Genomic DNA, 21,875 nt, shown 5'->3' with positions numbered 1-21,875 from the left:
CAAATAGGACGAGCACTTGCTTGTCTATTTGGCTTTTTATGTTTAAGCAAAATTCATGCAAGAGAAGTACGCAAGGCGTATAGTTTAACTAAGTCCTTTTTTGGAAATACTGGATATAGGACGAAACGTTCGGAAAAGGAGTGTCATAGTATGAGAAACCAAACGAAACAATATATAAACGGTGAATGGGTAGACAGTCACAGTGGTGAGACGATTGATGTGATAAATCCTGCAACTGAAGAAGTTTTTGGCCGTATTGCCAAAGGGGATGAAACAGATGTCAAACAAGCGGTACAAGCTGCGCATGATGTATATATAGAGTTTAGACACACACCAGTAAAAGAACGTCAAGCATTATTAGGGCGTATTGTAGATGAATATAAAAAACGTAAAGACGATTTAATTGAAGCAATGACACTTGAATTAGGTGCACCGGTGACAAAATCTGAAAAGGTACATTACCAAATGGGATTGAATCATTTTCAAGCTGCATATGATGCTTTAGATGATTTTCAATTTGAAGAACAACGTGGCGATCATTTAGTGGTTAAAGAAGCGATTGGTGTTGCTGGTTTAATTACACCATGGAATTTCCCGACAAACCAAACGTCATTAAAATTAGCAGCCGCCTTTGCTGCTGGTGCACCAGTTGTTTTAAAACCTTCTGAAGAAACACCTTTTGCTGCTATTATTTTAGCTGAAATTTTCGAAGTTGCAGGTGTACCTAAAGGTGTCTTCAATCTCGTCAATGGAGATGGTGAAGGTGTAGGTAATCCGTTGAGCGAACACCCTGATGTGCGCATGATGTCCTTTACAGGTTCTGGCGGCACAGGCTCAAAAATTATGGAAAAGGCTAGTAAAGACTTCAAAAAAGTGTCATTAGAATTAGGTGGTAAATCACCATATATCATTTTAGATGATGCTGATGTTGATGGTGCTGCACAGGCCGCTGTTAATAAAGTGGTTAATAATACAGGACAAGTGTGTACGGCTGGTACACGAACGCTTATCCCTGAATCCATGAAAGCAGATTTCTTAGAAAAAGCTAAAATGCACATGGCGAATGTTAAGGTTGGAGATCCCCAAAATAAAGACACGGATATGGGACCAATTATTAACAAAAAACAATATGATCAAGTTCAAGATTATATCCAAAAAGGTATAGATGAAGGGGCACAACTTTACTTCGGCGGCACAGGTCATCCTGATGGCTTAAACCAAGGTTATTTTGCGAAACCCACAATTTTCTCTGACGTAGATAATAAAATGACCATTGCTCAGGAAGAAATTTTTGGACCAGTTATGTCGGTCATCACGTACACAGATATTGATGATGCTATTCGCATTGCCAATGATACAAAGTATGGCTTAGCAGGTTATGTATACGGTCAAGATAAAGATACATTGAAAAAAGTAGCGCGCGCGATTGAAGCGGGTACAGTTGAGATTAATGAAGCTGGTCGCACACCAGACTTACCATTTGGAGGTTACAAACAATCTGGTATTGGACGTGAATGGGGCGACTATGGTATTGAAGAATTTTTAGAAGTAAAATCCATTGCAGGTTATTTTAAATAATTGAACACAACCACGTGTTAAATAACGCTTATTGTTAAAAAAGCGATATTTAATCACGTGGTTCATTTATGTTTCAATTTATATCATGTTTTGTATTTACCTTTAAAATTTGCTATAGTATTGATGTTATCGTATCAAAAATGCGATTAAAGAATTTATTATGAAATGAGTGTTAAATATGGCGACTAGGGAAAGAACCTCACCTCAATATGAGTCTTTTCATGAATTGTACAAAAACTACACGACTAAAGCTTTGACCGAAAAAGCCAAATCTTTAAAACTATCGAACTATAGTAAGTTAAACAAAAAAGAACTTGTTCTTGCCATAATGGAAGCACAAATGGAAAAAGACGGTAACTATTATATGGAAGGCATTCTAGACGATATTCAACCAGATGGTTACGGTTTTCTACGTACAGTTAATTATTCTAAAGGTGAAAAAGATATATATATTTCTGCATCACAAATCAGACGATTTGAAATCAAATTAGGTGATAAAGTTACTGGTAAAGTCAGACAACCTAAAGAAAACGAGAAGTATTACGGCTTGCTACAAGTTGATTTTGTAAATGACCATAATGCAGAAGAAGTCAAAAAACGACCACATTTCCAAGCGTTAACACCTCTTTATCCTGAAGAACGTATCAAATTAGAAACAGACCCCGACAAATACTCCACACGTGTTATGGATTTAGTAACACCAATCGGATTAGGACAACGTGGTTTAATCGTTGCACCACCTAAAGCAGGTAAAACCTCTTTATTAAAAGAAATCGCAAATGCTATTGTAAAAAACAAACCTAATGCTAAATTATTTATTTTACTTGTGGGTGAAAGACCTGAGGAAGTTACTGATATTGAGCGTTCAGTTGAAGAAGCTGAAGTTGTACATTCCACATTTGATGAACATCCGAAACATCATGTTAAAGTTGCAGAGTTATTACTTGAAAGAGCAAAACGTCTCGTTGAAATCGGTGAAGATGTAATTGTGCTTATGGATTCAATCACGCGATTAGCACGTGCGTATAATTTAGTGGTACCCCCAAGCGGTCGTACATTATCAGGCGGTTTAGACCCTGCTTCATTACATGGACCTAAAACGTTTTTCGGTGCTGCACGTAATATTGAAGCTGGTGGGAGCCTTACAATATTAGCTACAGCACTCGTTGATACTGGCTCTCGTATGGATGATATGATTTATGAGGAGTTCAAAGGGACAGGGAATATGGAATTACATTTAGATCGTCGTTTGTCTGAACGTAGAATCTTCCCAGCTATTGATATTTCTAGAAGTTCAACGCGTAAAGAAGAACTACTGATTCCTAAAAATGAACTCGAAAGTTTATGGCAATTACGCAACATGTTCTCCAATTCGCCAGACTTTGCAGAACGTTTTATCCGACGATTAAAGAAAACTAAAACTAATGCAGACTTTTTTGAAGAGTTGAAAAAAAGTGCAGTTGAAAGTACTAAAACAGGGAAACCTATTATTTAATTTAAAGAAATGTTTTCGTGGGGTTGCTTTTTAAAAAGGCAACCTTTATAATGTACAAGTATTGGGTAAAACTCACAAATAACTCTGTTCCAGATGGTTCAGGGCAAAGGAGCTGAAAATAATGAAACAAGGCATTCATCCAGAATACCGTAAAGTAATCTTCTTAGATACAACTACTAACTTTAAGTTTTTAAGTGGTTCTACGAAGTATTCAAGCGAAACAATGGAATGGGAAGATGGTAACGAGTATCCAGTTATCCGTTTAGATATTTCTTCTGACTCTCACCCATTCTACACAGGACGTCAAAAATTTGCTGCTGCAGATGGTCGTGTGGAACGTTTCAACAAGAAATTCGGTCTCAAATCAAACAACTAATCTTCGTTATAACGAGTTATTGGAAAGCTGTAAAGAAAACAATCTTTATATGCTTTCTTTCTATTTTAAGCATCCTCATTTAAGAGGATGCTTTTTTTAATGAAATCATCAAAAACGTTATTAAAATATGATATAATGAAGCGATTATGTTTTGGAAAAGGTGGCATAAAAAATGTACGAAGCGTATCATTCAGGATGGATTGAATGCATCACAGGAAGTATGTTTAGCGGTAAATCTGAAGAACTTATTCGCCGTTTACGACGTGGTGTTTATGCGAAACAAAAGGTAATAGTTTTCAAACCAACGATTGATGACCGTTATCATAAAGAAAAAATCGTTTCACATAATGGTAATGCGATAGAAGCGATTAACATCACTGAAGCAAGCGAGATTTGGCAACATGATTTAACAGGGGTTGATATCATAGGTATTGATGAAATTCAATTTTTTGATCGCACTGTTGTAGATATTGCTCAAACACTTGCACAAAGAGGATATCGTGTCATTACAGCAGGTCTAGACATGGATTTTAAAGGAGAGCCATTTCATCCCGTTCCAGAGATGTTAGCCGTAAGTGAACATATTACAAAACTTCAAGCTGTATGTGCAGTTTGTGGCGCTTCTTCAAGTCGTACACAAAGACTCATCAATGGAAAACCAGCAAAAGTTGATGATCCAATCATATTAGTGGGTGCTAATGAAAGTTATGAACCACGTTGTCGTGCGCATCATGTAATTCTACCGAGCGAGTCAAAAGAGGAGGAAAATGAGTAATGTTTGATCAATTAGATATTGTTGAAGAAAGATATGAACAACTAAATGAGTTGCTAAGTGATCCAGAGGTTGTAAGTGACTCTGATAAATTAAGAAAATATTCTAAAGAGCAATCTGAACTTCAAAAAACCGTAGAAGTCTACCGTAATTATAAACAAGTTAAAGAAGAATTAAATGATATTGAAATTATGTTAAATGAAACGTCAGATGCGGATGAAATAGAAATGTTAAAAGAAGAAGCTGCAACGCTTAAACCACAAATTCCGCAGTTTGAAGATGAACTGAAATTATTACTAATTCCGAAAGACCCTAATGATGACAAAGATGTTATTGTAGAGGTTAGAGCTGCAGCAGGTGGTGACGAAGCTGCAATTTTTGCTGGAGACCTGTTTAGAATGTATACAAAATACGCGGAAGCCAATCGCTTTAAAACTGAAATAGTCGAAGCAACTGAAAGTGACCACGGTGGATATAAAGAAATTAGTTTTTCTGTTTCGGGTGAAGGTGCATACAGTAAATTAAAATTTGAAAATGGTGCACATCGTGTGCAACGTGTTCCTGAAACTGAATCTGGTGGACGTATTCATACATCAACGGCAACAGTAGCAGTATTGCCTGAGGTTGAAGATGTTGAGATTGAAATTCGTAATGAAGACTTGAAGATAGATACGTACCGTTCAAGTGGTGCAGGGGGTCAGCACGTGAATACAACAGATTCAGCTGTTCGTATTACTCACTTGCCAACAGGTGTGATTGCTACATCATCAGAAAAATCTCAAATTCAAAACCGTGAAAAAGCGATGAAAGTGTTAAAAGCACGTTTGTACGATATGAAAGTTCAAGAAGAACAGCAAAAATATGCTGCACAACGTAAGTCGGCTGTAGGTACAGGTGACCGTTCGGAACGCATTAGAACGTATAATTATCCTCAAAGTCGTGTTACCGATCATCGAATTGGCTTAACGTTACAAAAGTTAGACCAAATTATGGAAGGTAAACTCGATGAAGTCATTGATGCTTTAACAATGCATGAACAAACTGAAAAATTAAAAGAGCTTAATAACGGTGAAATTTAATACATGGGTTCGAGATGCGCGCAACCAATTAGTGGCACATGAATATGAAGCTGCACAAGTAGATTGGCTCGTTATGGATATGATGGATTGGTCGCGTACAGATTATGTGATGCATCAACATGACGATATGACTGACCAAGTGCATCAGATATTAAAGCAAGGTTTGTTGCGACTTTTAAAAGGAGAACCGATTCAATATATTGTTGAGAAAGCATCCTTTTTTAATCGAGATTTCAAAGTAACACAAGATGTGCTCATACCGCGACCTGAAACTGAAGAGGTTGTCATGAAGCTAATGGAAATGATGTCAAGTGGGCAAGTTGCAGACATCGGTACGGGTAGTGGTATCATTGCAATCACATTAAAAAAAGAAATGCCTCAGTTGAATGTTTGGGCTACGGATATTTCTGAAAATGCATTAGATATAGCGAAGTATAATGCAGAAAAAAATCAAGCTGACATTCAATTTGTTTTAGGTGATACATTGGTACCTTTGATTGAAAAAGGACTATTATTAGATGGATTAATCTCTAATCCACCTTATATATGTCAATCAGAACAAGATGTCATGAGTGAAAGTACACTGAACTTTGAACCCCATATCGCGCTATTTGCAGCAGATAATGGATTGGATATATACCGCATGATTTTAAAACAACTCCCATGCGTAATGAAAGATGGCGCACCAATTGTATTTGAAATAGGGTACCAACAAGGACCAGCAATTAAAAAATTAGTAACATCGATGTACCCACATCTTAAAGTCGATGTCATTGCTGATATAAACGGTCATGATCGTATAATCAGTTTTAGATGGCGTGTTTCAAAATAAATGTATAAAAAGTTATGTATTTGATAAGAGTGCATAACTTTTTATTATGGAGTAAAATAAAAGTAAGAAAGAGGTGTTTTTACGTGTTAGACACTAAAATATGGGACGTTCGAGAGTATACGTATAATCTTAATGCGTATCCACAATTCGATGAGATTATTCGTATGTATCGTGAAGGGCAACGGATAGTTTTACCGACAGAAACCGTTTATGGTCTTGGAGGTAATGCCTTAAATGAAGAAACGGTGAAGGGTATTTATGAAGCGAAAGGCCGTCCCTCAGACAACCCACTCATTATTCATATTTACGATACTGAACAATTAGATGATTTCGTGACATCGATATCCGAAACAACATTAAAATTAATGGAAGCATTTTGGCCTGGACCGATAACATTTATATTACCACTCAAAAAAGGATTTTTATGTGAACGTGTTACAGGTGGTTTGAATTCCGTAGCGGTGAGAATGCCTAGCCATCCCGTAGCAAGGTATATTTTAAAGAAAGCCAATATACCTATTGCTGCACCAAGTGCCAACATTAGTGGGAGACCTTCTCCGACAACGTTTGAACATGCGTATGAGGATTTAAATGGTAGAGTTGAAGGGATTATTCAGTCAACACCTAGCGATGCAGGTTTGGAAAGTACGGTGATTGATTGTACATCTTTTCCTTACCGCATCGCGCGTCCAGGTACGATTACACGCCAAATGTTAAACGAAATATTACCTAATTCTATCGATGATACAGTGATTGATATGACTGAGAAACCGATAGCACCTGGTATGAAATATAAGCACTATGCTCCAGATACGCCCCTTAAATTAATTGAGCATATAGGAAATGATATTCCTCTAGACGCCTATAATAAATGGGATGAAGTGGCATTTATTGTGCCAGAGAGCTTATCACAATATATTCCGAAAGACGCGAAAGTGATTATATTGAGTCAAGATGAGTTTGATATTAAGACAGCAAATCGAAATTTATATGCAGCGCTGCACAAATTAGATGAACTTAAAGAAGTCTCAAATGCATATATATATGGCTATCCCGTGAATGAAGAAACAGAAGCGTTGCGCAATAGAATGATGAAAGCTGTTAACCATCAAGTGGTAAAGGATGAATTTCTATGAGAATTATATTTGTGTGTACTGGTAACACTTGTAGAAGTCCGATGGCAGAAAGTATTGCCTCAAAGTTGTTACCGCAATATCACATCGAATCTCGTGGTTTAATGGCAGTAGAAGGGCAACCAGTAGCATCACATACACGTACAGTTTTACTTACTCAAAACTATCCAATGCCGTCAAATGCCCAGCAATTCCAACGTGAAGATTTGCAAGCGGATTTAATTTTAACGATGACACAAGAACATCAAAGACATATCGAACAATTATACGGCCCACAACAACATGTTTACACATTAAAAGCATATATCAATCAAACTGCGGATATTGCAGATCCCTTTGGAGGTCCGCTTGAAATGTATCAAATGCTTTTTGAGCAACTTGAAAGGGATATTTTTAAACTTAAAGAACAATTTGATTGAAAATCAGTTATATAATCAGTATAAGTTCATTCGAAAATACGTTATAATATATGGCATATAGCACGTTTCTATGTTCTTTGGATAATTCGTTTTGTGTTCATACATAAGTCCTAGGAGGTTTTGTTCATGAAAGGTTTGAAACAGTTATTAGAAGAACTCAAGTCTCAATCATTTTTTGTTGACGGAGAAATCTGTGTTATTGGTTGTTCAACTTCAGAGGTATTAGGTGACAAAATAGGTACTACAGGATCCATAGACATCGCTAAAGATATATATGAAGCACTCGTCGATATTTCAGAAGAAACGGGTGTTTCATTTGCATATCAAGGGTGTGAACACATTAACCGTGCACTTACGATAGAACGTAAAAACTTTGATCCGTATACTATGGAAGAAGTAAGCGTAGTGCCTGATGTGCATGCAGGGGGTTCACTTGCTACATATGCCTACCGTCACATGAATGAACCAATGGTTGTTGAATATATCACAGCAAACAAAGGGATTGATATTGGCCAAACTTTAATCGGCATGCATCTCAAACATGTTGCGGTACCTGTGCGTACTTCAATTAGTCAAATAGGTGAGGCGATTGTAACTGTGGCAACGACACGACCGAAGAAAATTGGTGGTGAACGTGCGAAATATCAACTTTAATAGGGAAAGAGGGAAAACGTTTATGTCATTTATTTTTAAACAAGACAAAGCCGTTGCTGATGCCATTAGGAAAGAATTTAACCGTCAAAACAACAACATCGAATTAATTGCGTCTGAAAACTTTGTTTCTGAAGCTGTCATGGAAGCACAAGGTTCAGTTATGACGAACAAATATGCAGAAGGTTATCCTAATCGTCGTTATTATGGCGGTTGTGAGTTCGTCGATGTGACTGAGCAACTTGCTATCGATAGAGCGAAACAATTATTTAATGCTGAACATGTCAATGTTCAACCACATTCTGGTTCACAAGCGAATATGGCGGTTTACCTTGTTGCTTTAGAACACGGTGATACTGTTTTAGGTATGAACTTAAGTCACGGTGGTCATTTGACGCACGGTTCACCTGTTAACTTTAGTGGTAAATTTTATAACTTTGTTGAATACCAAGTGACAAAAGAGGAAGAGCGTATCGATTACGAAGAAATTCGTCGCCTTGCTAAAGAAAATAAACCTAAATTAATCGTTGCTGGCGCATCAGCATATTCGCGTGAAATTGATTTTAAAAAGTTCAAAGAAATTGCAGATGAAGTCAATGCAAAATTAATGGTAGATATGGCGCATATTGCTGGGTTAGTTGCGGCAGGTTTACATCAAAATCCAGTAGAATTTGCTGATTTTGTTACGACGACTACGCACAAAACATTACGAGGTCCTCGTGGTGGTATGATTTTATGTAAAGCCCAATACAAAAAAGACATAGACAAAACTATTTTCCCTGGCATTCAAGGGGGGCCACTTGAGCATGTAATCGCAGCCAAAGCCGTTGCATTTGGTGAAGCATTGCAACCTGAATTTAAAACATACCAAGCCCAAGTGATAAAGAATGCGAAAACATTAGCATCTACGTTACAAGAAAATGGCTTCAGAATTGTTTCAGGTGGTACGGACAATCACCTTATTTCAGTCGATGTGAAAGGATCTGTAGGGATTACAGGTAAAGATGCTGAAGAAGCACTTGATAGTGTAGGTATTACATGTAATAAAAATACAATTCCTTTTGATCAAGAAAAGCCATTTGTAACGAGCGGTATCCGATTAGGAACGCCTGCTGCTACAACACGTGGTTTTGATGAGGCTGCATTTGAAGAAGTCGCTCACATTATTAGCGATGTGCTAAAAAATCACAAAGACAGTCAAGTATTAGAAAACGCTAAGAAACGCGTTAGTGCATTGACTGAAAAATTCCCATTATACAATAAATAAAAATATTGGAGGCAAAAAACCAATGGGTAAAGTACATGTATTTGATCATCCTTTAATTCAACACAAACTGAGTTTTATTCGCGATGTTAACACAGGCACAAAAGCATTTCGTGAACTTGTAGACGAAGTCGGAATGCTGATGGCGTATGAAGTTACACGTAATTTAGAATTACAAGAAGTTGAAATTGAAACACCAGTGACTAAAGCGAAAGCCAAACGTTTATCTGGTAAAAAATTAGCGTTTGTACCGATTCTTCGTGCTGGGTTAGGTATGACTCAAGGGATTTTAAACCTTGTTCCTGCAGCTAGAATTGGACATGTAGGTTTATACCGAGATCCAGAAACATTAGAAGCGGTTGAGTATTTTGTGAAGTTACCACAAGATATCGAAGAACGTGAAATTATTGTTGTGGATCCGATGCTTGCCACTGGCGCATCAGCGATAGAAGCAATTAATTCGTTGAAAAAACGTGGTGCGAAACACATTCGTTTTATGTGTCTAATCGCAGCACCTGAGGGTGTACAAAAACTTCAAGAAGCGCATGAAGATGTTGATATTTTCATAGCTGCACTTGATGAAAAGTTAGATGAAAATGCTTATATCATTCCTGGTTTAGGGGATGCTGGTGATCGATTATTCGGTACAAAATAATGTTTTAATTAAGGAGCGCTTATTCAATGAAAAGGATTATGACGATTTTTGGAACGCGTCCAGAAGCAATAAAAATGGCACCGCTAGTACTACAACTTAAACAAGAGCCTCATTTAGAACCTATTGTAGTTGTAACGGCACAGCACCGTGAAATGTTAGATTCTGTTTTACAAACATTTAATATTGAACCTGATTACGATTTAAATGTGATGAAACCTGGACAAACCTTGTCTGAAGTAACTTCACGCGTTTTAACGGGGCTTGAAGGCGTTATTAAAGAAGTGAAGCCTGATATGATTTTAGTACACGGTGATACGACAACGACGTTTGCAGGTAGTTTAGCTGCCTTTTATAACGAAATCAGTATAGGTCATGTCGAAGCGGGATTAAGAACTTGGCAAAAATATTCGCCATTTCCTGAAGAAATGAACCGACAAATGACAGGTATCATGGCAGATCTACATTTTGCTCCGACGCATCAAGCGGAGATGAATTTATTAAACGAAAATAAAGATCCGAAATCTGTAGTCGTTACAGGTAATACAGCGATTGATGCAATGCATACCACAATTAACGAACAGTATGAATCAGACATAATCCAACGTCATCAAGATAAACGCATTATATTATTAACATCTCATCGTCGAGAAAATATTGGAGAGCCGATGGAAAATATATTCAAAGCGGCAAGACGAATCGTTGAAGATATTGAAGATGCGGTTATCGTCTATCCTATGCATAAAAACCCTAAAGTGAGAGATATTGCATACAAGCATCTTAGCAATCATGATCGTATTGAACTGATTGAGCCGCTTGAGGTTGTTGATTTTCATAATTTTGCACATCAATCTCACTTGATTTTAACGGATTCTGGTGGTGTTCAAGAAGAAGCTCCTTCGTTAGGAAAGCCTGTATTAGTCTTAAGGGATACGACAGAACGTCCTGAAGGTGTTGAAGCTGGCACATTAAAATTAGCTGGGACTCATGAGGAAGATGTTTATCAATATACGAAAGCACTATTAACTGATGAAGCGCTCTATAAAAAAATGAGCATTGCTCAAAACCCTTATGGTGACGGTCGCGCATCTAAAAGAATTTGTGACCATATTCAATACTATTTTGGTTTATCGGATTCTAAGCCGGAACCATTCCAACCTGAAGCATAGAGGTAAAATCAAATGTGTCAATTTTGTGACAACTCGATTTATAGATGTCAGTCCTGTTAAATGCATAATTGACACGCTTTTGCCCCTATATTATTATGAAAGTTGTATGCATGGAACGGCTTTCATATATGTTCCTAAAAGTGGAAAAGAGGTTCATTATGGTACGTTTTTATAATTGTACACAGCCGTTTTTGACATATTACATTTGCCTCTGGGTAGGCCTCATTATGCTTTATTTTTGGGTACACCACGCTTTTGTTCTTGGATTAATGGTGGGCTTACTTGCTTCAACGTTTAATACAATCATCTTTGAATATTACTTGCATCGTGCGAAACAAACACGAGTAGGGTCCATTTCAACAGGTGGAAATTGGCGTTATTTCATAGCAATTCTCGCTTGTGCAACTTGGGTTGCGTTTCAAGAACAGATACATATCATCGGTGTGCTTGTAGGGCTAATGGTTTCATATGTTTTTATGATTTTTCGTCCTTTGATTAAGAAGGACACACGTAACTCTAATTGAAAAGAGGTGAAATTTTAGATGGGTCATAAAAGTCCAATAGTAACTTGGCATTTTCTAGGATTAGATATTAACTTTAACTTATCGACGGTAATGATGTTAATCATCACAGCAATTATCGTGTTTACGATTGCAGTCTTATGTACACGAAATCTTCAGAAAAGACCTAAAGGTGCACAAAACTTTATCGAATGGGTATTCGATTTTGTTCGAGGCATCATTGAAAGTAACATGGCATGGTCTAAGGGAGGACACTTTCACTTCTTAGCAGTTACATTAATTTTATTTATTTTTGTAGCGAATATGCTAGGTCTACCATTTCAATTGTTGGCAAACCACTATTTATGGTGGAAATCACCAACAGCAGACCCTCATGTTACTTTAACACTTGCTACGATGATGGTCATTCTTACACATTACTACGGTGTTAAAATGCGAGGTACAAAAGCTTACCTTCATAACTATGTCCAACCATATCCAGCATTAGTTATTATTAATGTATTTGAAGAATTTGCTTCTACATTAACATTAGGACTTCGTCTTTACGGTAACATTTTTGCAGGTGAGATTTTATTAGGATTACTTGCAGGAGTGACGTTTAGCGCATTTGGTTGGATTATCGGTATTCCAGGCTTAATTGTATGGCAAGGTTTCTCAATCTTCGTAGGTGCAATCCAGGCTTATATCTTTATCATGTTAACAATGGTATATATGTCACACAAAGTGGCAGATAACCATTAAAATAAAACTATAACTTAACAAATTAGGAGGATTTATATAATGAGTTTAATCGCAGCAGCAATCGCAATTGGTTTATCAGCACTTGGTGCAGGTATTGGTAACGGTTTAATCGTTTCAAGAACAGTAGAAGGTGTAGCACGTCAACCAGAGGCACGTACACAATTAATGTCAATCATGTTCATCGGTATCGGTTTAGTTGAGGCACTTCCAATCATTGGTGTAGTTATTACATTCATCGTATTATTCAGCTAATCTATTGAATGGATTTCATTTTCATAATCATTAAGGTTTCCTGAGCGGGGTTAAATCATATTATTATTCCCCGCCCTAAATTTTATGGTTTATAAATCTCATTTGTTATTTAAATGGTGGTAAACCTTATTCGATAAAGCAATATAGTGATACGTAAGTGCAAGGTGAGGCTTGCATATTATTGAATTACAAATTGTTTAACATTCATCTTTATACGATGGATAGAACACATTTACAATCGTGATGTGGTAGTTTTGTAATTTATGGATGAAATGATTGAAAGGAGTGTACAGCAAATTGACAACCAACATGTTAACCTTTGCAGCTAGTGCCGGTGGTGTAAATATTGGTGACATTCTTGTAACGATTTTTACGTTCGTCATCTTACTTTTCCTACTTAAAAAGTTTGCATGGGGCCCACTTAAAAAGGTTATGGACGATCGTGAGCATTCAATCAATCAAGATATTGATGATGCAGAACGTGCAAAAATGAATGCGCAACGTCTAGAAGAAGAAAATAGAAAAACGTTAAAAGAAACACAAGATCAAGTACATAAAATGCTTGAAGAAGCTAAAGTACAAGCGCAACGCCAACAAGAAGAAATTCTTCATGAAGCGAACCAACGTGCGAATGGTATGATCGAAACGGCTCAAAGTGAAATCAAGAGTGAAAAAGAACGTGCATTAGCTGAAATTAATAGTCAAGTCTCTGAACTTTCTGTGTTAATTGCTTCTAAAGTGTTACGTAAAGAAATTTCTGAGCAAGATCAAAAAGACCTTATTGACAAGTACATTAAAGAGGTAGGGGATAAATAATGGCGCAAGTTGCTCAAAAATATGCCCAAGCCCTTTTTGACGTTGCTATTAAGGCTGAAGTGCTTTCAGAGATTTATAAAGATTTCACTGAGATTAATACAAGTATTCAAAGTGAAAGTTCAAGATTACATTTCATTGATTTAGAACCTAAATTCACTTTAGATGAAAGACAAACATTAGTTTCAAATGTATTTAATGGCGTACATCCATACTTAATGAACACATTAAAGGTTATGGCAAGCCATCGTAACTTATCATTATTAGGTGATGTGTTTAAGGCATTTGAAAATCATTATAATGAATTTCATGGGTTAGATGATGCATATCTCGTTTCTGCACGCCCATTATCTGATGCAGAAGTAGAACATATAAAAGAAGCGTTAGTAAAACGTACAGGTTTAAAAGATCTAAAAGTGCATACTTCAGTAGATACATCACTCATCGGCGGTGTTAAAGTTAAAATCGGTACAAAAGTATACGATGGAAGTGTACAAAATGATCTCGAACAATTAGCTAGAAGATTCAGTAGCGCACATTAAATACGAAATGAAAGAGGAGTGACATAGATGGCCATAAAAGCTGAGGAAATTAGTGCATTACTTCGCTCTCAAATTGAGAATTATGAGTCTGAAATGTCTGTAACTGATGTAGGGACAGTTATCCAAATTGGTGACGGTATCGCATTGGTTCATGGACTTAACGATGTTATGGCTGGCGAATTATTAGAATTCCATAACGGCGTTCTTGGATTAGCACAAAACTTAGAAGAAACAAACGTAGGTGTTGTTATTTTAGGACCTTACGATGATATTACTGAAGGTGCTGAAGTTAAACGTACAGGGCGTATTATGGAAGTGCCTGTAGGTGAAGAATTAATCGGTCGTGTTGTTAACCCACTCGGCCAACCTATCGATGGACAAGGTCCATTAAATACGACTAAAACACGCCCTATCGAGAAAAAAGCGACAGGCGTTATGGCTCGTAAATCAGTTGATGAGCCATTACAAACTGGAATTAAAGCCATCGACGCATTAGTTCCAATCGGTCGTGGTCAACGTGAGTTAATTATCGGAGACCGTCAAACGGGTAAAACAACTGTAGCAATTGATACAATTCTAAACCAAAAAGATCAAGATATGATTTGCGTTTATGTCGCAATTGGTCAAAAAGAGTCTACAGTACGTGCTTCAGTTGAGAAGTTACGTCAAGCAGGCGCATTAGATTATACAATTGTTGTTTCAGCTTCTGCAGCTCAACCATCACCAATGTTATATATCGCGCCATACGCGGGTGTTTCTATGGCAGAAGAGTTTATGTTTAATGGCAAACACGTATTAGTAGTATATGATGATTTAACGAAACAAGCCGCTGCTTACCGTGAATTATCATTATTATTACGTCGTCCGCCAGGTCGTGAAGCTTACCCAGGTGATGTATTCTACCTACATAGCCGTTTATTAGAGCGTGCTGCTAAATTAAATGACGATTTAGGTGGCGGTTCTATTACTGCTTTACCATTCGTTGAAACACAAGCAGGTGACATTTCTGCATACGTACCAACAAACGTTATCTCAATTACTGATGGACAAATCTTCTTACAATCAGACTTGTTCTTCTCAGGTGTGCGTCCAGCGATTAATGCGGGTCTTTCAGTATCACGTGTTGGGGGCTCAGCACAAATCAAAGCAATGAAAAAAGTAGCAGGTACATTACGTCTAGACTTAGCATCTTATCGTGAGCTTGAGTCATTCGCACAGTTTGGTTCTGATCTAGATGAAGCAACTGCAAAAAAACTTGAAAGAGGTAAGCGTACGGTTGAAGTATTAAAACAAGACCAAAACAAACCGCTTCCTGTTGAACACCAAGTTTTAATCATTTACGCATTAACTCGAGGTTACTTAGATGATATTCCAGTAGAAGACATTACACGTTTTGAAGCTGAAATTATCGAATGGACAAAAGGTAATGCGAATGACATTTTCACAGAAATTCGTGAAACAGGTGGCTTACCTGCAGATGAGAAATTTGAAAAAGCAATTAATGCTTTTAAACAAAGCTTTAAAAAATCCGAATAATGTCAAATATATGATGAGATAAGGTGGTGAGATAGTGGCTTCTTTAAAAGAAATAGATTCACGAATAAAATCAACTAAAAAGATGAAACAAATCACAAGTGCGATGAACATGGTTTCTAACTCTAAGCTTCGTAAGGCAGAACGTAACACGAAACAATTCCGACCGTACATGGAAAAAATGGAAGATGCAATCACAGCTATAGCTGGTTCAAATGCAACAACCAACCATCCTATGTTAAATCAGCGTGAAGTTAAGCGTGTAGGATATATGGTCATTACAAGTGATAGTGGATTAGCAGGTGCATATAGTGCTAATGTACTGAAGAAAATGATTCGTGATATCGAGAAACGTCATAACAGTAAAGACGAATATCGTTTAATTGTACTTGGTAAAATTGGTATTTCATTTTTAGAGAATCGCGGTTATACGGTTGAGAATGGACTCACTGATATTCCAGATCAACCTTCTTTCAAAGCAATTCAATCCATTGCGACACGTGCCGTTGATTTATACAGTGAAGAGGAAATTGATGAATTAAACGTCTATTATAGCCATTATGTCAGTGTGATTGAAAACACACCAAAAAGTAAAAAACTGTTGCCATTATCACCAGAAGATTCTTCTTTAGGACATGGTGCAATGTCATCTTACGAATTTGAGCCAGATAAAGAATCAATATTAAAAGTGCTGTTACCGCAATATATTGAAAGTTTAATTTATGGAACGATTTTAGATGCCAAAGCAAGTGAACATGCGTCTCGTATGAATGCGATGAAGAATGCTACAGACAACGCAACAGATTTAATTGACGATTTATCATTACAATACAACCGTGCGCGACAAGCAGCGATTACACAACAAATCACTGAGATTGTTGGTGGCGCAGCAGCATTAGAATAAGTTTAATAATAAGGAGGAACTAACATGGGATTAGGCCGTGTAACTCAGGTCATGGGGCCAGTCATTGACGTGCGTTTTGACCATAATGAAATTCCAAACATTAACAACGCACTAGTTATTGATGTGACGAGAGATGGTAAGACAGAACAACTTACTTTAGAAGTAGCGTTACATTTAGGTGACGATGTTGTCCGTTCTATTGCGATGGACTCAACAGATGGAGTTCAACGTGGTGCTGAAGTTAAAGACACTGGTGCACCGATTAGTGTTCCAGTTGGTGACGCGACTTTAGGACGTGTATTCAACGTATTAGGAGATAAAATTGACCTTGATCCAGAAATCGATGCCTCTGTGCGTCGTGATCCAATTCACCGTCAAGCGCCTCAATTTGACGAATTATCAACTGAAGTTGAAATTTTAGAAACAGGTATTAAAGTAGTAGATTTACTTGCACCTTATATTAAAGGTGGTAAAATCGGATTATTCGGTGGTGCCGGTGTAGGTAAAACAGTATTAATTCAAGAATTAATCAATAACATCGCGCAAGAACACGGTGGTATTTCTGTATTTGCCGGTGTAGGTGAACGTACACGTGAAGGTAACGATTTATATTATGAAATGAAAGATAGTGGCGTAATTGCGAAAACAGCGATGGTATTCGGTCAAATGAATGAACCACCTGGTGCACGTATGCGTGTTGCACTTTCTGGATTGACAATGGCTGAATATTTCCGTGATGAGCAAGGTCAAGACGTATTACTTTTCATTGACAACATTTTCCGTTTTACACAAGCAGGTTCTGAGGTATCAGCACTTCTTGGACGTATGCCATCTGCCGTTGGTTACCAACCAACATTAGCTACAGAAATGGGTCAATTACAAGAACGTATCACGTCAACGAATAAAGGTTCAGTTACATCAATTCAAGCGGTATTCGTACCAGCCGATGACTATACTGACCCAGCTCCAGCAACAGCGTTTGCGCACTTAGATGCAACAACGAACTTAGAGCGTAAATTAAGTGAAATGGGTATCTATCCAGCGGTTGACCCATTAGCTTCTACATCACGCGCATTAGAGCCAACAATTGTCGGTCAAGAGCACTATGAAGTAGCACGTCAAGTTCAATCTACATTACAAAAATACCGTGAATTACAAGACATTATCGCAATTCTAGGTATGGATGAACTTTCTGATGAAGATAAGAAAACGGTTGAACGCGCGCGTCGAATTCAATTCTTCTTATCTCAAAACTTCCACGTAGCGGAACAATTTACAGGTCAAAAAGGATCTTATGTACCAGTTAAAAATACGGTTCAAGACTTTAAAGCAATTTTAGATGGTAAATATGACCACATTCCTGAAGATGCATTCCGTCTTGTTGGTGGTATTGATGATGTGCTTGCAAAAGCAAAAGACATGGGTGTTGAAGTTTAATACGATTAGGAGGCTTGGATAATGAATACATTAACCTTAGATATCGTCACTCCTAATGGTTCTGTTTATAAACAAGACAATGTGGAAATTGTTGTCTTACAAACAACAGCAGGCGAAATGGGTGTGATGCATGGTCACATTCCGACGGTTGCGCCATTACGCATTGGACATATTAAAGTTAAGTGCAATGGTCAATCCGACTATATAGCTGTAACTGAAGGTTTTGCAGAAATACGTCAAGAAAAAGTTAATATCCTTGTACAATCAGCTGAATCAGCTGAAGATATAGACTTAGAGCGTGCGAAATCAGCAAAACAACGTGCAACGTTTTATCTTGATGGAGATAAAGAAGATACAGACCTAAAACGTGCAGAACGTGCGTTAAAACGTGCAGAAAATCGTATCGAAGTTGCTAAATTTAAATAATTTATTATAAAACCCACTGGTATGTACTAGTGGGTTTTAACATATTTACATACTGTCCATTTATAAACAAATATCATGTTATTTTGATTAATTGTATATACAAATCTTTGGAAAAGTCGTATGATATTATCTATGCGAATCTTAAAAAAGAGGGAAGTTGAAACCATATATTGGAAGGATTACATTGGGAATTCATACGTAAATCATGTAAAATTGAATAAGATTAACTTTAAAGGGGTAGCATCTTAAAATGGAATATTTAGGACAATTTGCAATTGTACATCTCATACTACATGTCATCTGTATATGTATTGCGTATTGGAGCATCAATGCGCTACGGTTAGACCAATTGTTTAAAAAAGGTTACCCAAAACAAGTTCAAGTTGCCCTCATATTTATCGCAATTTTACTAGGGACGAGTATGAGTAACTTTATAATTGATTTATTACAATTTTCAACTCAAATTCAATATTTAATCAAATAAATGAATGAGATAAGTTTAAGCGTATTGCAAGAAGTTTATAATTAATTATGTAAGTGTGTAAATAGTGGAGGATGTAAATAACATGGATAAAATTATTGTAAAAGGCGGCAATACCCTAAAAGGGGAAGTTCAAGTTGAAGGAGCTAAAAATGCAGTTTTACCTATTATTACAGCATCGTTATTAGCGAGTAAAGGTAAAAGTGAGCTTATCAATGTGCCTGCTTTAAGTGATGTTGAAACGATTAACAATGTCATAAATGTGCTCAATGCGAAAGTAAAATATAATGAAAAGAAACAATCAGTTACTGTCGATGCTTCGAAAGAATTAAAAGAAGAAGCACCATATGAATATGTAAGCAAAATGCGAGCAAGCATTTTAGTGATGGGACCATTATTAGCACGTCTTGGTAAAGCTAAAGTAGCATTGCCTGGTGGTTGTGCTATCGGTTCTAGACCGATTGAACAACACCTCAAAGGATTTGAAGCATTAGGTGCTGAAATTCATCAAGAGGCTGGTTATATTTATGCTGAATGTCCACATGGATTAATCGGAAGTGATATTCACCTAGATTTTCCAAGTGTTGGAGCAACGCAAAACATTGTGATGGCTGCATCTTTAGCTCAAGGGCGTACGGTTATTGAGAATGTCGCTAGAGAGCCTGAAATTGTAGATTTAGCCAACTACATAAATGAAATGGGTGGCGATGTCAAAGGTGCTGGTACGGACACCATTATTATTAATGGTGTAGATGCACTAACCGGGGTTCAACATGCTATTATTCCTGACCGAATTGAAGCAGGTACGTTTATGATTGCTGCGGCAATTACGCGTGGAGACATATTTGTTAAGGGTGCCATACAAGAGCATATGACAAGCTTAGTTTATAAGCTAGAAGAAATGGGTGTCAATCTTGAATATCAAGAGGATGGTATTCGTGTGACAGCGCCTGAACAGCTTAATCCAGTAGACATTAAAACATTACCACATCCAGGATTTCCAACTGATATGCAATCACAAATGATGGCTTTATTATTGACTGCTGAAGGGCATAAAGTGATCACAGAAACAGTATTCGAAAACCGTTTTATGCACGTGGGTGAATTTAAACGTATGAACGCTCAAATTTCAGTAGAAGGTCGCAGTGCAAAAATTGAAGGGAAAAGTGAACTTCAAGGGGCACAAGTAAAAGCAACAGATTTAAGAGCTGCTGCTGCGTTAATATTAGCTGGATTAGTTGCGGAAGGTGAAACAACTGTAACAGAACTCAACCATTTAGATCGTGGCTATGTTAATTTCCATGGTAAATTAAAAGCTTTGGGCGCAGATATTCAACGTATCAATGCGAAAAAATAACTTGTCATCAGTTTGGATCAATATCCAAAAATCTGTAAGTATTCAGCTTACCTTATTTATTTTAATTGCAGTTGTTTTATTTTTTATTGGATTAATGATAGGATTTTTAATAAATCAAGATAATATATTGAATGCGCTTAATCCTCATTTTTGGGAAAATTTTCGAGCGTTAATTGGAGGCAATTCATAATGGAAACTATTTTCGACTACAATGAAATCAAACAAATTATTCCACATCGTCAGCCATTTTTGCTTATTGATAAAGTGGTTGAGTATGAGCCAGGTCAACGTTGTGTAGGAATTAAGCAGGTTTCCGGTAATGAACCTTTTTTCCAAGGTCATTTTCCGAATTATGCTGTGATGCCAGGCGTATTGATTACAGAGGCACTTGCACAAACTGGTGCTGTAGCTATGTTAAATAGTGAAGAGAATAAAGGTAAATTAGCTTTATTTGCAGGTATCGATAAATGTCGCTTTAAAAAACAAGTGGTGCCAGGAGATACTCTAAAATTAGAAGTAGAAATTACGAAAATTAAAGGGCCAATCGGTAAAGGGACAGCTAAGGCTACCGTAAATGGGCAAGTGGCTTGTCAATGTGAATTAACGTTTGCATTACAAGACCCTCAATAATTTGTAAAGCGGAGACTGTGTGGACTACAGTTCCGCTTTTTTATAGTTTTTTCTAAAATTAAGATAATAATGATGTTAAATCGTAAAAGTCATTAGTATTAAAAATTTAATAAGAGTAAAAAACAACAAGTCTAGAATATCATGTACATCAAATGAGCATTAATTAAAAGCCACACATGAAATTCAATCATGCGTGGCTATATAGGATATTGCAAATGGATAATGTCTTCTTTAATCTTCTTGGCGTTCATCTTTAAGTCTTGGTTTGGATTGCATCATTCGGTTAAACGTTTTAATGAGCGCTTCACCTTCAAGGCCTTCACCAACGAGTTGTTCTAATAAATTTTCAGCATAAACTTGACGTAATGTGTAAATATGACATTCAAATACAATTGAAATGGTATCTTTAAGTGGGGTAATATGTTTAATCGTTGCATCGAATAAGGCTGGATCATTTGATGGTCTCGTAATGACAACTCTAATATCTAATAATGTTTCTGATGCCATATAAGCTTCCATTTCTTCAAGGTGAATATCAGAGATAACCACTTCTAATAACCATCCCGTACCACTGTTTTCTTTATTTATTATCACGCCGTCTTTTAATTCGTATTCTGTCACTGTGCCATTTTCCGTAACAATTTGAAAGCGTACTGCTTTAAATGTCTTCATTGATGCAACCCCCTCAAAACTTTTTTCAACTTTACGAAATATGTTCATTTATAGTTTATTATAACTTAATTCTTTATGGAAATTCCAAAATCTTTATAAAAATTAAGGGTGTAACAGGTATAAATTTAATATTATTAGGCTTGCCT

Annotated in this window: 25 protein-coding genes; 24 read left to right on the top strand and 1 reads right to left on the bottom strand. The window is 36.9% G+C overall.

The window, feature by feature from the left end:
• The first annotated feature begins 150 nt into the window (after positions 1-150).
• From GJE18_RS08565 to fabZ, 24 genes are all read left to right on the top strand, one after another.
• Positions 151-1,578 carry an aldehyde dehydrogenase family protein gene (locus GJE18_RS08565; protein ID WP_107368547.1) on the top strand — a complete coding sequence of 476 codons (1,428 nt, stop codon included), beginning with the start codon at positions 151-153 and terminating at the stop codon, positions 1,576-1,578.
• 178 nt (positions 1,579-1,756) lie between these two features.
• Positions 1,757-3,073: a transcription termination factor Rho gene (rho, locus tag GJE18_RS08560; protein ID WP_037567457.1), complete on the top strand. Its 1,317-nt coding sequence runs from the start codon at positions 1,757-1,759 to the stop codon at positions 3,071-3,073.
• Positions 3,074-3,194: 121 nt separating this feature from the next.
• Positions 3,195-3,449 carry a type B 50S ribosomal protein L31 gene (locus GJE18_RS08555; protein WP_037567459.1) on the top strand — a complete coding sequence of 85 codons (255 nt, stop codon included), beginning with the start codon at positions 3,195-3,197 and terminating at the stop codon, positions 3,447-3,449.
• Between the two features lie 172 nt (positions 3,450-3,621).
• Complete coding sequence (locus tag GJE18_RS08550; RefSeq protein ID WP_037567460.1) at positions 3,622-4,224, top strand: thymidine kinase; 603 nt, start codon at positions 3,622-3,624, stop codon at positions 4,222-4,224.
• On the top strand, positions 4,224-5,300 hold the full coding sequence (prfA, locus tag GJE18_RS08545) for a peptide chain release factor 1 (RefSeq protein WP_037567462.1): 1,077 nt from the start codon (positions 4,224-4,226) through the stop codon (positions 5,298-5,300). The genes GJE18_RS08550 and prfA overlap by 1 nt, the downstream gene beginning before the upstream one ends.
• Entirely contained in the window at positions 5,290-6,132 is an 843-nt protein-coding gene (gene prmC, locus GJE18_RS08540) for a peptide chain release factor N(5)-glutamine methyltransferase (protein ID WP_165886134.1), read from the top strand. Before prfA ends, prmC begins: the two co-directional genes overlap by 11 nt.
• An 83-nt stretch (positions 6,133-6,215) precedes the next feature.
• Entirely contained in the window at positions 6,216-7,268 is a 1,053-nt protein-coding gene (locus tag GJE18_RS08535; RefSeq protein WP_060551546.1) for an L-threonylcarbamoyladenylate synthase, read from the top strand.
• Complete coding sequence (locus GJE18_RS08530) at positions 7,265-7,684, top strand: low molecular weight protein arginine phosphatase (protein WP_060551545.1); 420 nt, start codon at positions 7,265-7,267, stop codon at positions 7,682-7,684. Before GJE18_RS08535 ends, GJE18_RS08530 begins: the two co-directional genes overlap by 4 nt.
• Before the next feature lie 126 nt (positions 7,685-7,810).
• Positions 7,811-8,338 carry a TIGR01440 family protein gene (locus GJE18_RS08525; RefSeq protein ID WP_060551544.1) on the top strand — a complete coding sequence of 176 codons (528 nt, stop codon included), beginning with the start codon at positions 7,811-7,813 and terminating at the stop codon, positions 8,336-8,338.
• A gap of 22 nt (positions 8,339-8,360) precedes the next feature.
• Positions 8,361-9,602 (top strand): serine hydroxymethyltransferase, encoded by a 1,242-nt coding sequence (gene glyA, locus GJE18_RS08520; protein ID WP_060551543.1) that lies wholly within the window; start codon positions 8,361-8,363, stop codon positions 9,600-9,602.
• A 22-nt stretch (positions 9,603-9,624) separates the two neighbouring features.
• On the top strand, positions 9,625-10,254 hold the full coding sequence (gene upp, locus GJE18_RS08515; RefSeq protein ID WP_037567472.1) for a uracil phosphoribosyltransferase: 630 nt from the start codon (positions 9,625-9,627) through the stop codon (positions 10,252-10,254).
• 26 nt (positions 10,255-10,280) lie between these two features.
• Complete coding sequence (gene wecB, locus GJE18_RS08510) at positions 10,281-11,420, top strand: non-hydrolyzing UDP-N-acetylglucosamine 2-epimerase (protein ID WP_107368549.1); 1,140 nt, start codon at positions 10,281-10,283, stop codon at positions 11,418-11,420.
• Between the two features lie 110 nt (positions 11,421-11,530).
• The gene (locus tag GJE18_RS08505) at positions 11,531-11,944 is read left to right on the top strand and encodes an ATP synthase subunit I (protein ID WP_306418269.1); all 414 of its coding nucleotides are present in this window, start codon (positions 11,531-11,533) and stop codon (positions 11,942-11,944) included.
• A gap of 18 nt (positions 11,945-11,962) precedes the next feature.
• The gene (gene atpB / locus GJE18_RS08500; protein WP_037567478.1) at positions 11,963-12,682 is read left to right on the top strand and encodes a F0F1 ATP synthase subunit A; all 720 of its coding nucleotides are present in this window, start codon (positions 11,963-11,965) and stop codon (positions 12,680-12,682) included.
• Positions 12,683-12,721: 39 nt separating this feature from the next.
• Entirely contained in the window at positions 12,722-12,934 is a 213-nt protein-coding gene (atpE, locus tag GJE18_RS08495; protein WP_037567480.1) for a F0F1 ATP synthase subunit C, read from the top strand.
• 309 nt (positions 12,935-13,243) lie between these two features.
• Complete coding sequence (locus GJE18_RS08490) at positions 13,244-13,750, top strand: F0F1 ATP synthase subunit B (RefSeq protein WP_037567555.1); 507 nt, start codon at positions 13,244-13,246, stop codon at positions 13,748-13,750.
• Positions 13,750-14,289, top strand: a complete 540-nt coding sequence (locus GJE18_RS08485) for a F0F1 ATP synthase subunit delta (RefSeq protein WP_107368550.1) — start codon at positions 13,750-13,752, stop codon at positions 14,287-14,289. Before GJE18_RS08490 ends, GJE18_RS08485 begins: the two co-directional genes overlap by 1 nt.
• Before the next feature lie 27 nt (positions 14,290-14,316).
• A complete protein-coding gene (gene atpA / locus GJE18_RS08480) occupies positions 14,317-15,825 on the top strand; it encodes a F0F1 ATP synthase subunit alpha (RefSeq protein ID WP_060551540.1) in 1,509 nt (502 codons plus the stop codon).
• A gap of 34 nt (positions 15,826-15,859) precedes the next feature.
• Entirely contained in the window at positions 15,860-16,726 is an 867-nt protein-coding gene (gene atpG / locus GJE18_RS08475; RefSeq protein WP_037567483.1) for an ATP synthase F1 subunit gamma, read from the top strand.
• 24 nt (positions 16,727-16,750) lie between these two features.
• A complete protein-coding gene (gene atpD / locus GJE18_RS08470; RefSeq protein ID WP_037567485.1) occupies positions 16,751-18,163 on the top strand; it encodes a F0F1 ATP synthase subunit beta in 1,413 nt (470 codons plus the stop codon).
• Between the two features lie 21 nt (positions 18,164-18,184).
• A complete protein-coding gene (locus GJE18_RS08465) occupies positions 18,185-18,589 on the top strand; it encodes a F0F1 ATP synthase subunit epsilon (RefSeq protein WP_037567489.1) in 405 nt (134 codons plus the stop codon).
• Positions 18,590-18,839: 250 nt separating this feature from the next.
• Positions 18,840-19,073: a DUF1146 family protein gene (locus GJE18_RS08460; RefSeq protein ID WP_037567490.1), complete on the top strand. Its 234-nt coding sequence runs from the start codon at positions 18,840-18,842 to the stop codon at positions 19,071-19,073.
• A gap of 82 nt (positions 19,074-19,155) precedes the next feature.
• Positions 19,156-20,427, top strand: coding sequence for a UDP-N-acetylglucosamine 1-carboxyvinyltransferase (gene murA / locus GJE18_RS08455; protein WP_165804949.1), 1,272 nt, complete (start codon positions 19,156-19,158; stop codon positions 20,425-20,427).
• A 189-nt stretch (positions 20,428-20,616) separates the two neighbouring features.
• A complete protein-coding gene (fabZ, locus tag GJE18_RS08445; RefSeq protein WP_060551537.1) occupies positions 20,617-21,057 on the top strand; it encodes a 3-hydroxyacyl-ACP dehydratase FabZ in 441 nt (146 codons plus the stop codon).
• A gap of 231 nt (positions 21,058-21,288) precedes the next feature.
• Here the strand turns inward: fabZ and GJE18_RS08440 are convergent, their stop codons facing one another.
• Positions 21,289-21,729: a YwpF-like family protein gene (locus tag GJE18_RS08440; protein ID WP_060551536.1), complete on the bottom strand. Its 441-nt coding sequence runs from the start codon at positions 21,727-21,729 to the stop codon at positions 21,289-21,291.
• Between the last annotated feature and the right edge of the window lie 146 nt (positions 21,730-21,875).

Origin of the sequence: Staphylococcus agnetis (assembly GCF_011466855.1) — a bacterium.
In the GTDB taxonomy this organism is placed as follows: Bacteria; Bacillota; Bacilli; order Staphylococcales; family Staphylococcaceae; genus Staphylococcus; species Staphylococcus agnetis.
This window is presented reverse-complemented; position numbering and strand designations above follow the sequence as displayed.

Bases quoted from the DNA above. Each gene is read 5' to 3' on its own strand.
- GJE18_RS08565 (WP_107368547.1), top strand. From the start codon at position 151: ATGAGAAACCAAACGAAACAATATATAAACGGTGAATGGGTAGACAGT.
- rho (WP_037567457.1), top strand. From the start codon at position 1,757: ATGGCGACTAGGGAAAGAACCTCACCTCAATATGAGTCTTTTCATGAA.
- GJE18_RS08555 (WP_037567459.1), top strand. From the start codon at position 3,195: ATGAAACAAGGCATTCATCCAGAATACCGTAAAGTAATCTTCTTAGAT.
- GJE18_RS08550 (WP_037567460.1), top strand. From the start codon at position 3,622: ATGTACGAAGCGTATCATTCAGGATGGATTGAATGCATCACAGGAAGT.
- prfA (WP_037567462.1), top strand. From the start codon at position 4,224: ATGTTTGATCAATTAGATATTGTTGAAGAAAGATATGAACAACTAAAT.
- GJE18_RS08530 (WP_060551545.1), top strand. From the start codon at position 7,265: ATGAGAATTATATTTGTGTGTACTGGTAACACTTGTAGAAGTCCGATG.
- GJE18_RS08525 (WP_060551544.1), top strand. From the start codon at position 7,811: ATGAAAGGTTTGAAACAGTTATTAGAAGAACTCAAGTCTCAATCATTT.
- glyA (WP_060551543.1), top strand. From the start codon at position 8,361: ATGTCATTTATTTTTAAACAAGACAAAGCCGTTGCTGATGCCATTAGG.
- upp (WP_037567472.1), top strand. From the start codon at position 9,625: ATGGGTAAAGTACATGTATTTGATCATCCTTTAATTCAACACAAACTG.
- wecB (WP_107368549.1), top strand. From the start codon at position 10,281: ATGAAAAGGATTATGACGATTTTTGGAACGCGTCCAGAAGCAATAAAA.
- GJE18_RS08505 (WP_306418269.1), top strand. From the start codon at position 11,531: ATGGAACGGCTTTCATATATGTTCCTAAAAGTGGAAAAGAGGTTCATT.
- atpB (WP_037567478.1), top strand. From the start codon at position 11,963: ATGGGTCATAAAAGTCCAATAGTAACTTGGCATTTTCTAGGATTAGAT.
- atpE (WP_037567480.1), top strand. From the start codon at position 12,722: ATGAGTTTAATCGCAGCAGCAATCGCAATTGGTTTATCAGCACTTGGT.
- GJE18_RS08490 (WP_037567555.1), top strand. From the start codon at position 13,244: ATGTTAACCTTTGCAGCTAGTGCCGGTGGTGTAAATATTGGTGACATT.
- GJE18_RS08485 (WP_107368550.1), top strand. From the start codon at position 13,750: ATGGCGCAAGTTGCTCAAAAATATGCCCAAGCCCTTTTTGACGTTGCT.
- atpA (WP_060551540.1), top strand. From the start codon at position 14,317: ATGGCCATAAAAGCTGAGGAAATTAGTGCATTACTTCGCTCTCAAATT.
- atpD (WP_037567485.1), top strand. From the start codon at position 16,751: ATGGGATTAGGCCGTGTAACTCAGGTCATGGGGCCAGTCATTGACGTG.
- GJE18_RS08465 (WP_037567489.1), top strand. From the start codon at position 18,185: ATGAATACATTAACCTTAGATATCGTCACTCCTAATGGTTCTGTTTAT.
- GJE18_RS08460 (WP_037567490.1), top strand. From the start codon at position 18,840: ATGGAATATTTAGGACAATTTGCAATTGTACATCTCATACTACATGTC.
- murA (WP_165804949.1), top strand. From the start codon at position 19,156: ATGGATAAAATTATTGTAAAAGGCGGCAATACCCTAAAAGGGGAAGTT.
- fabZ (WP_060551537.1), top strand. From the start codon at position 20,617: ATGGAAACTATTTTCGACTACAATGAAATCAAACAAATTATTCCACAT.
- GJE18_RS08440 (WP_060551536.1), bottom strand. From the start codon at position 21,729: ATGAAGACATTTAAAGCAGTACGCTTTCAAATTGTTACGGAAAATGGC.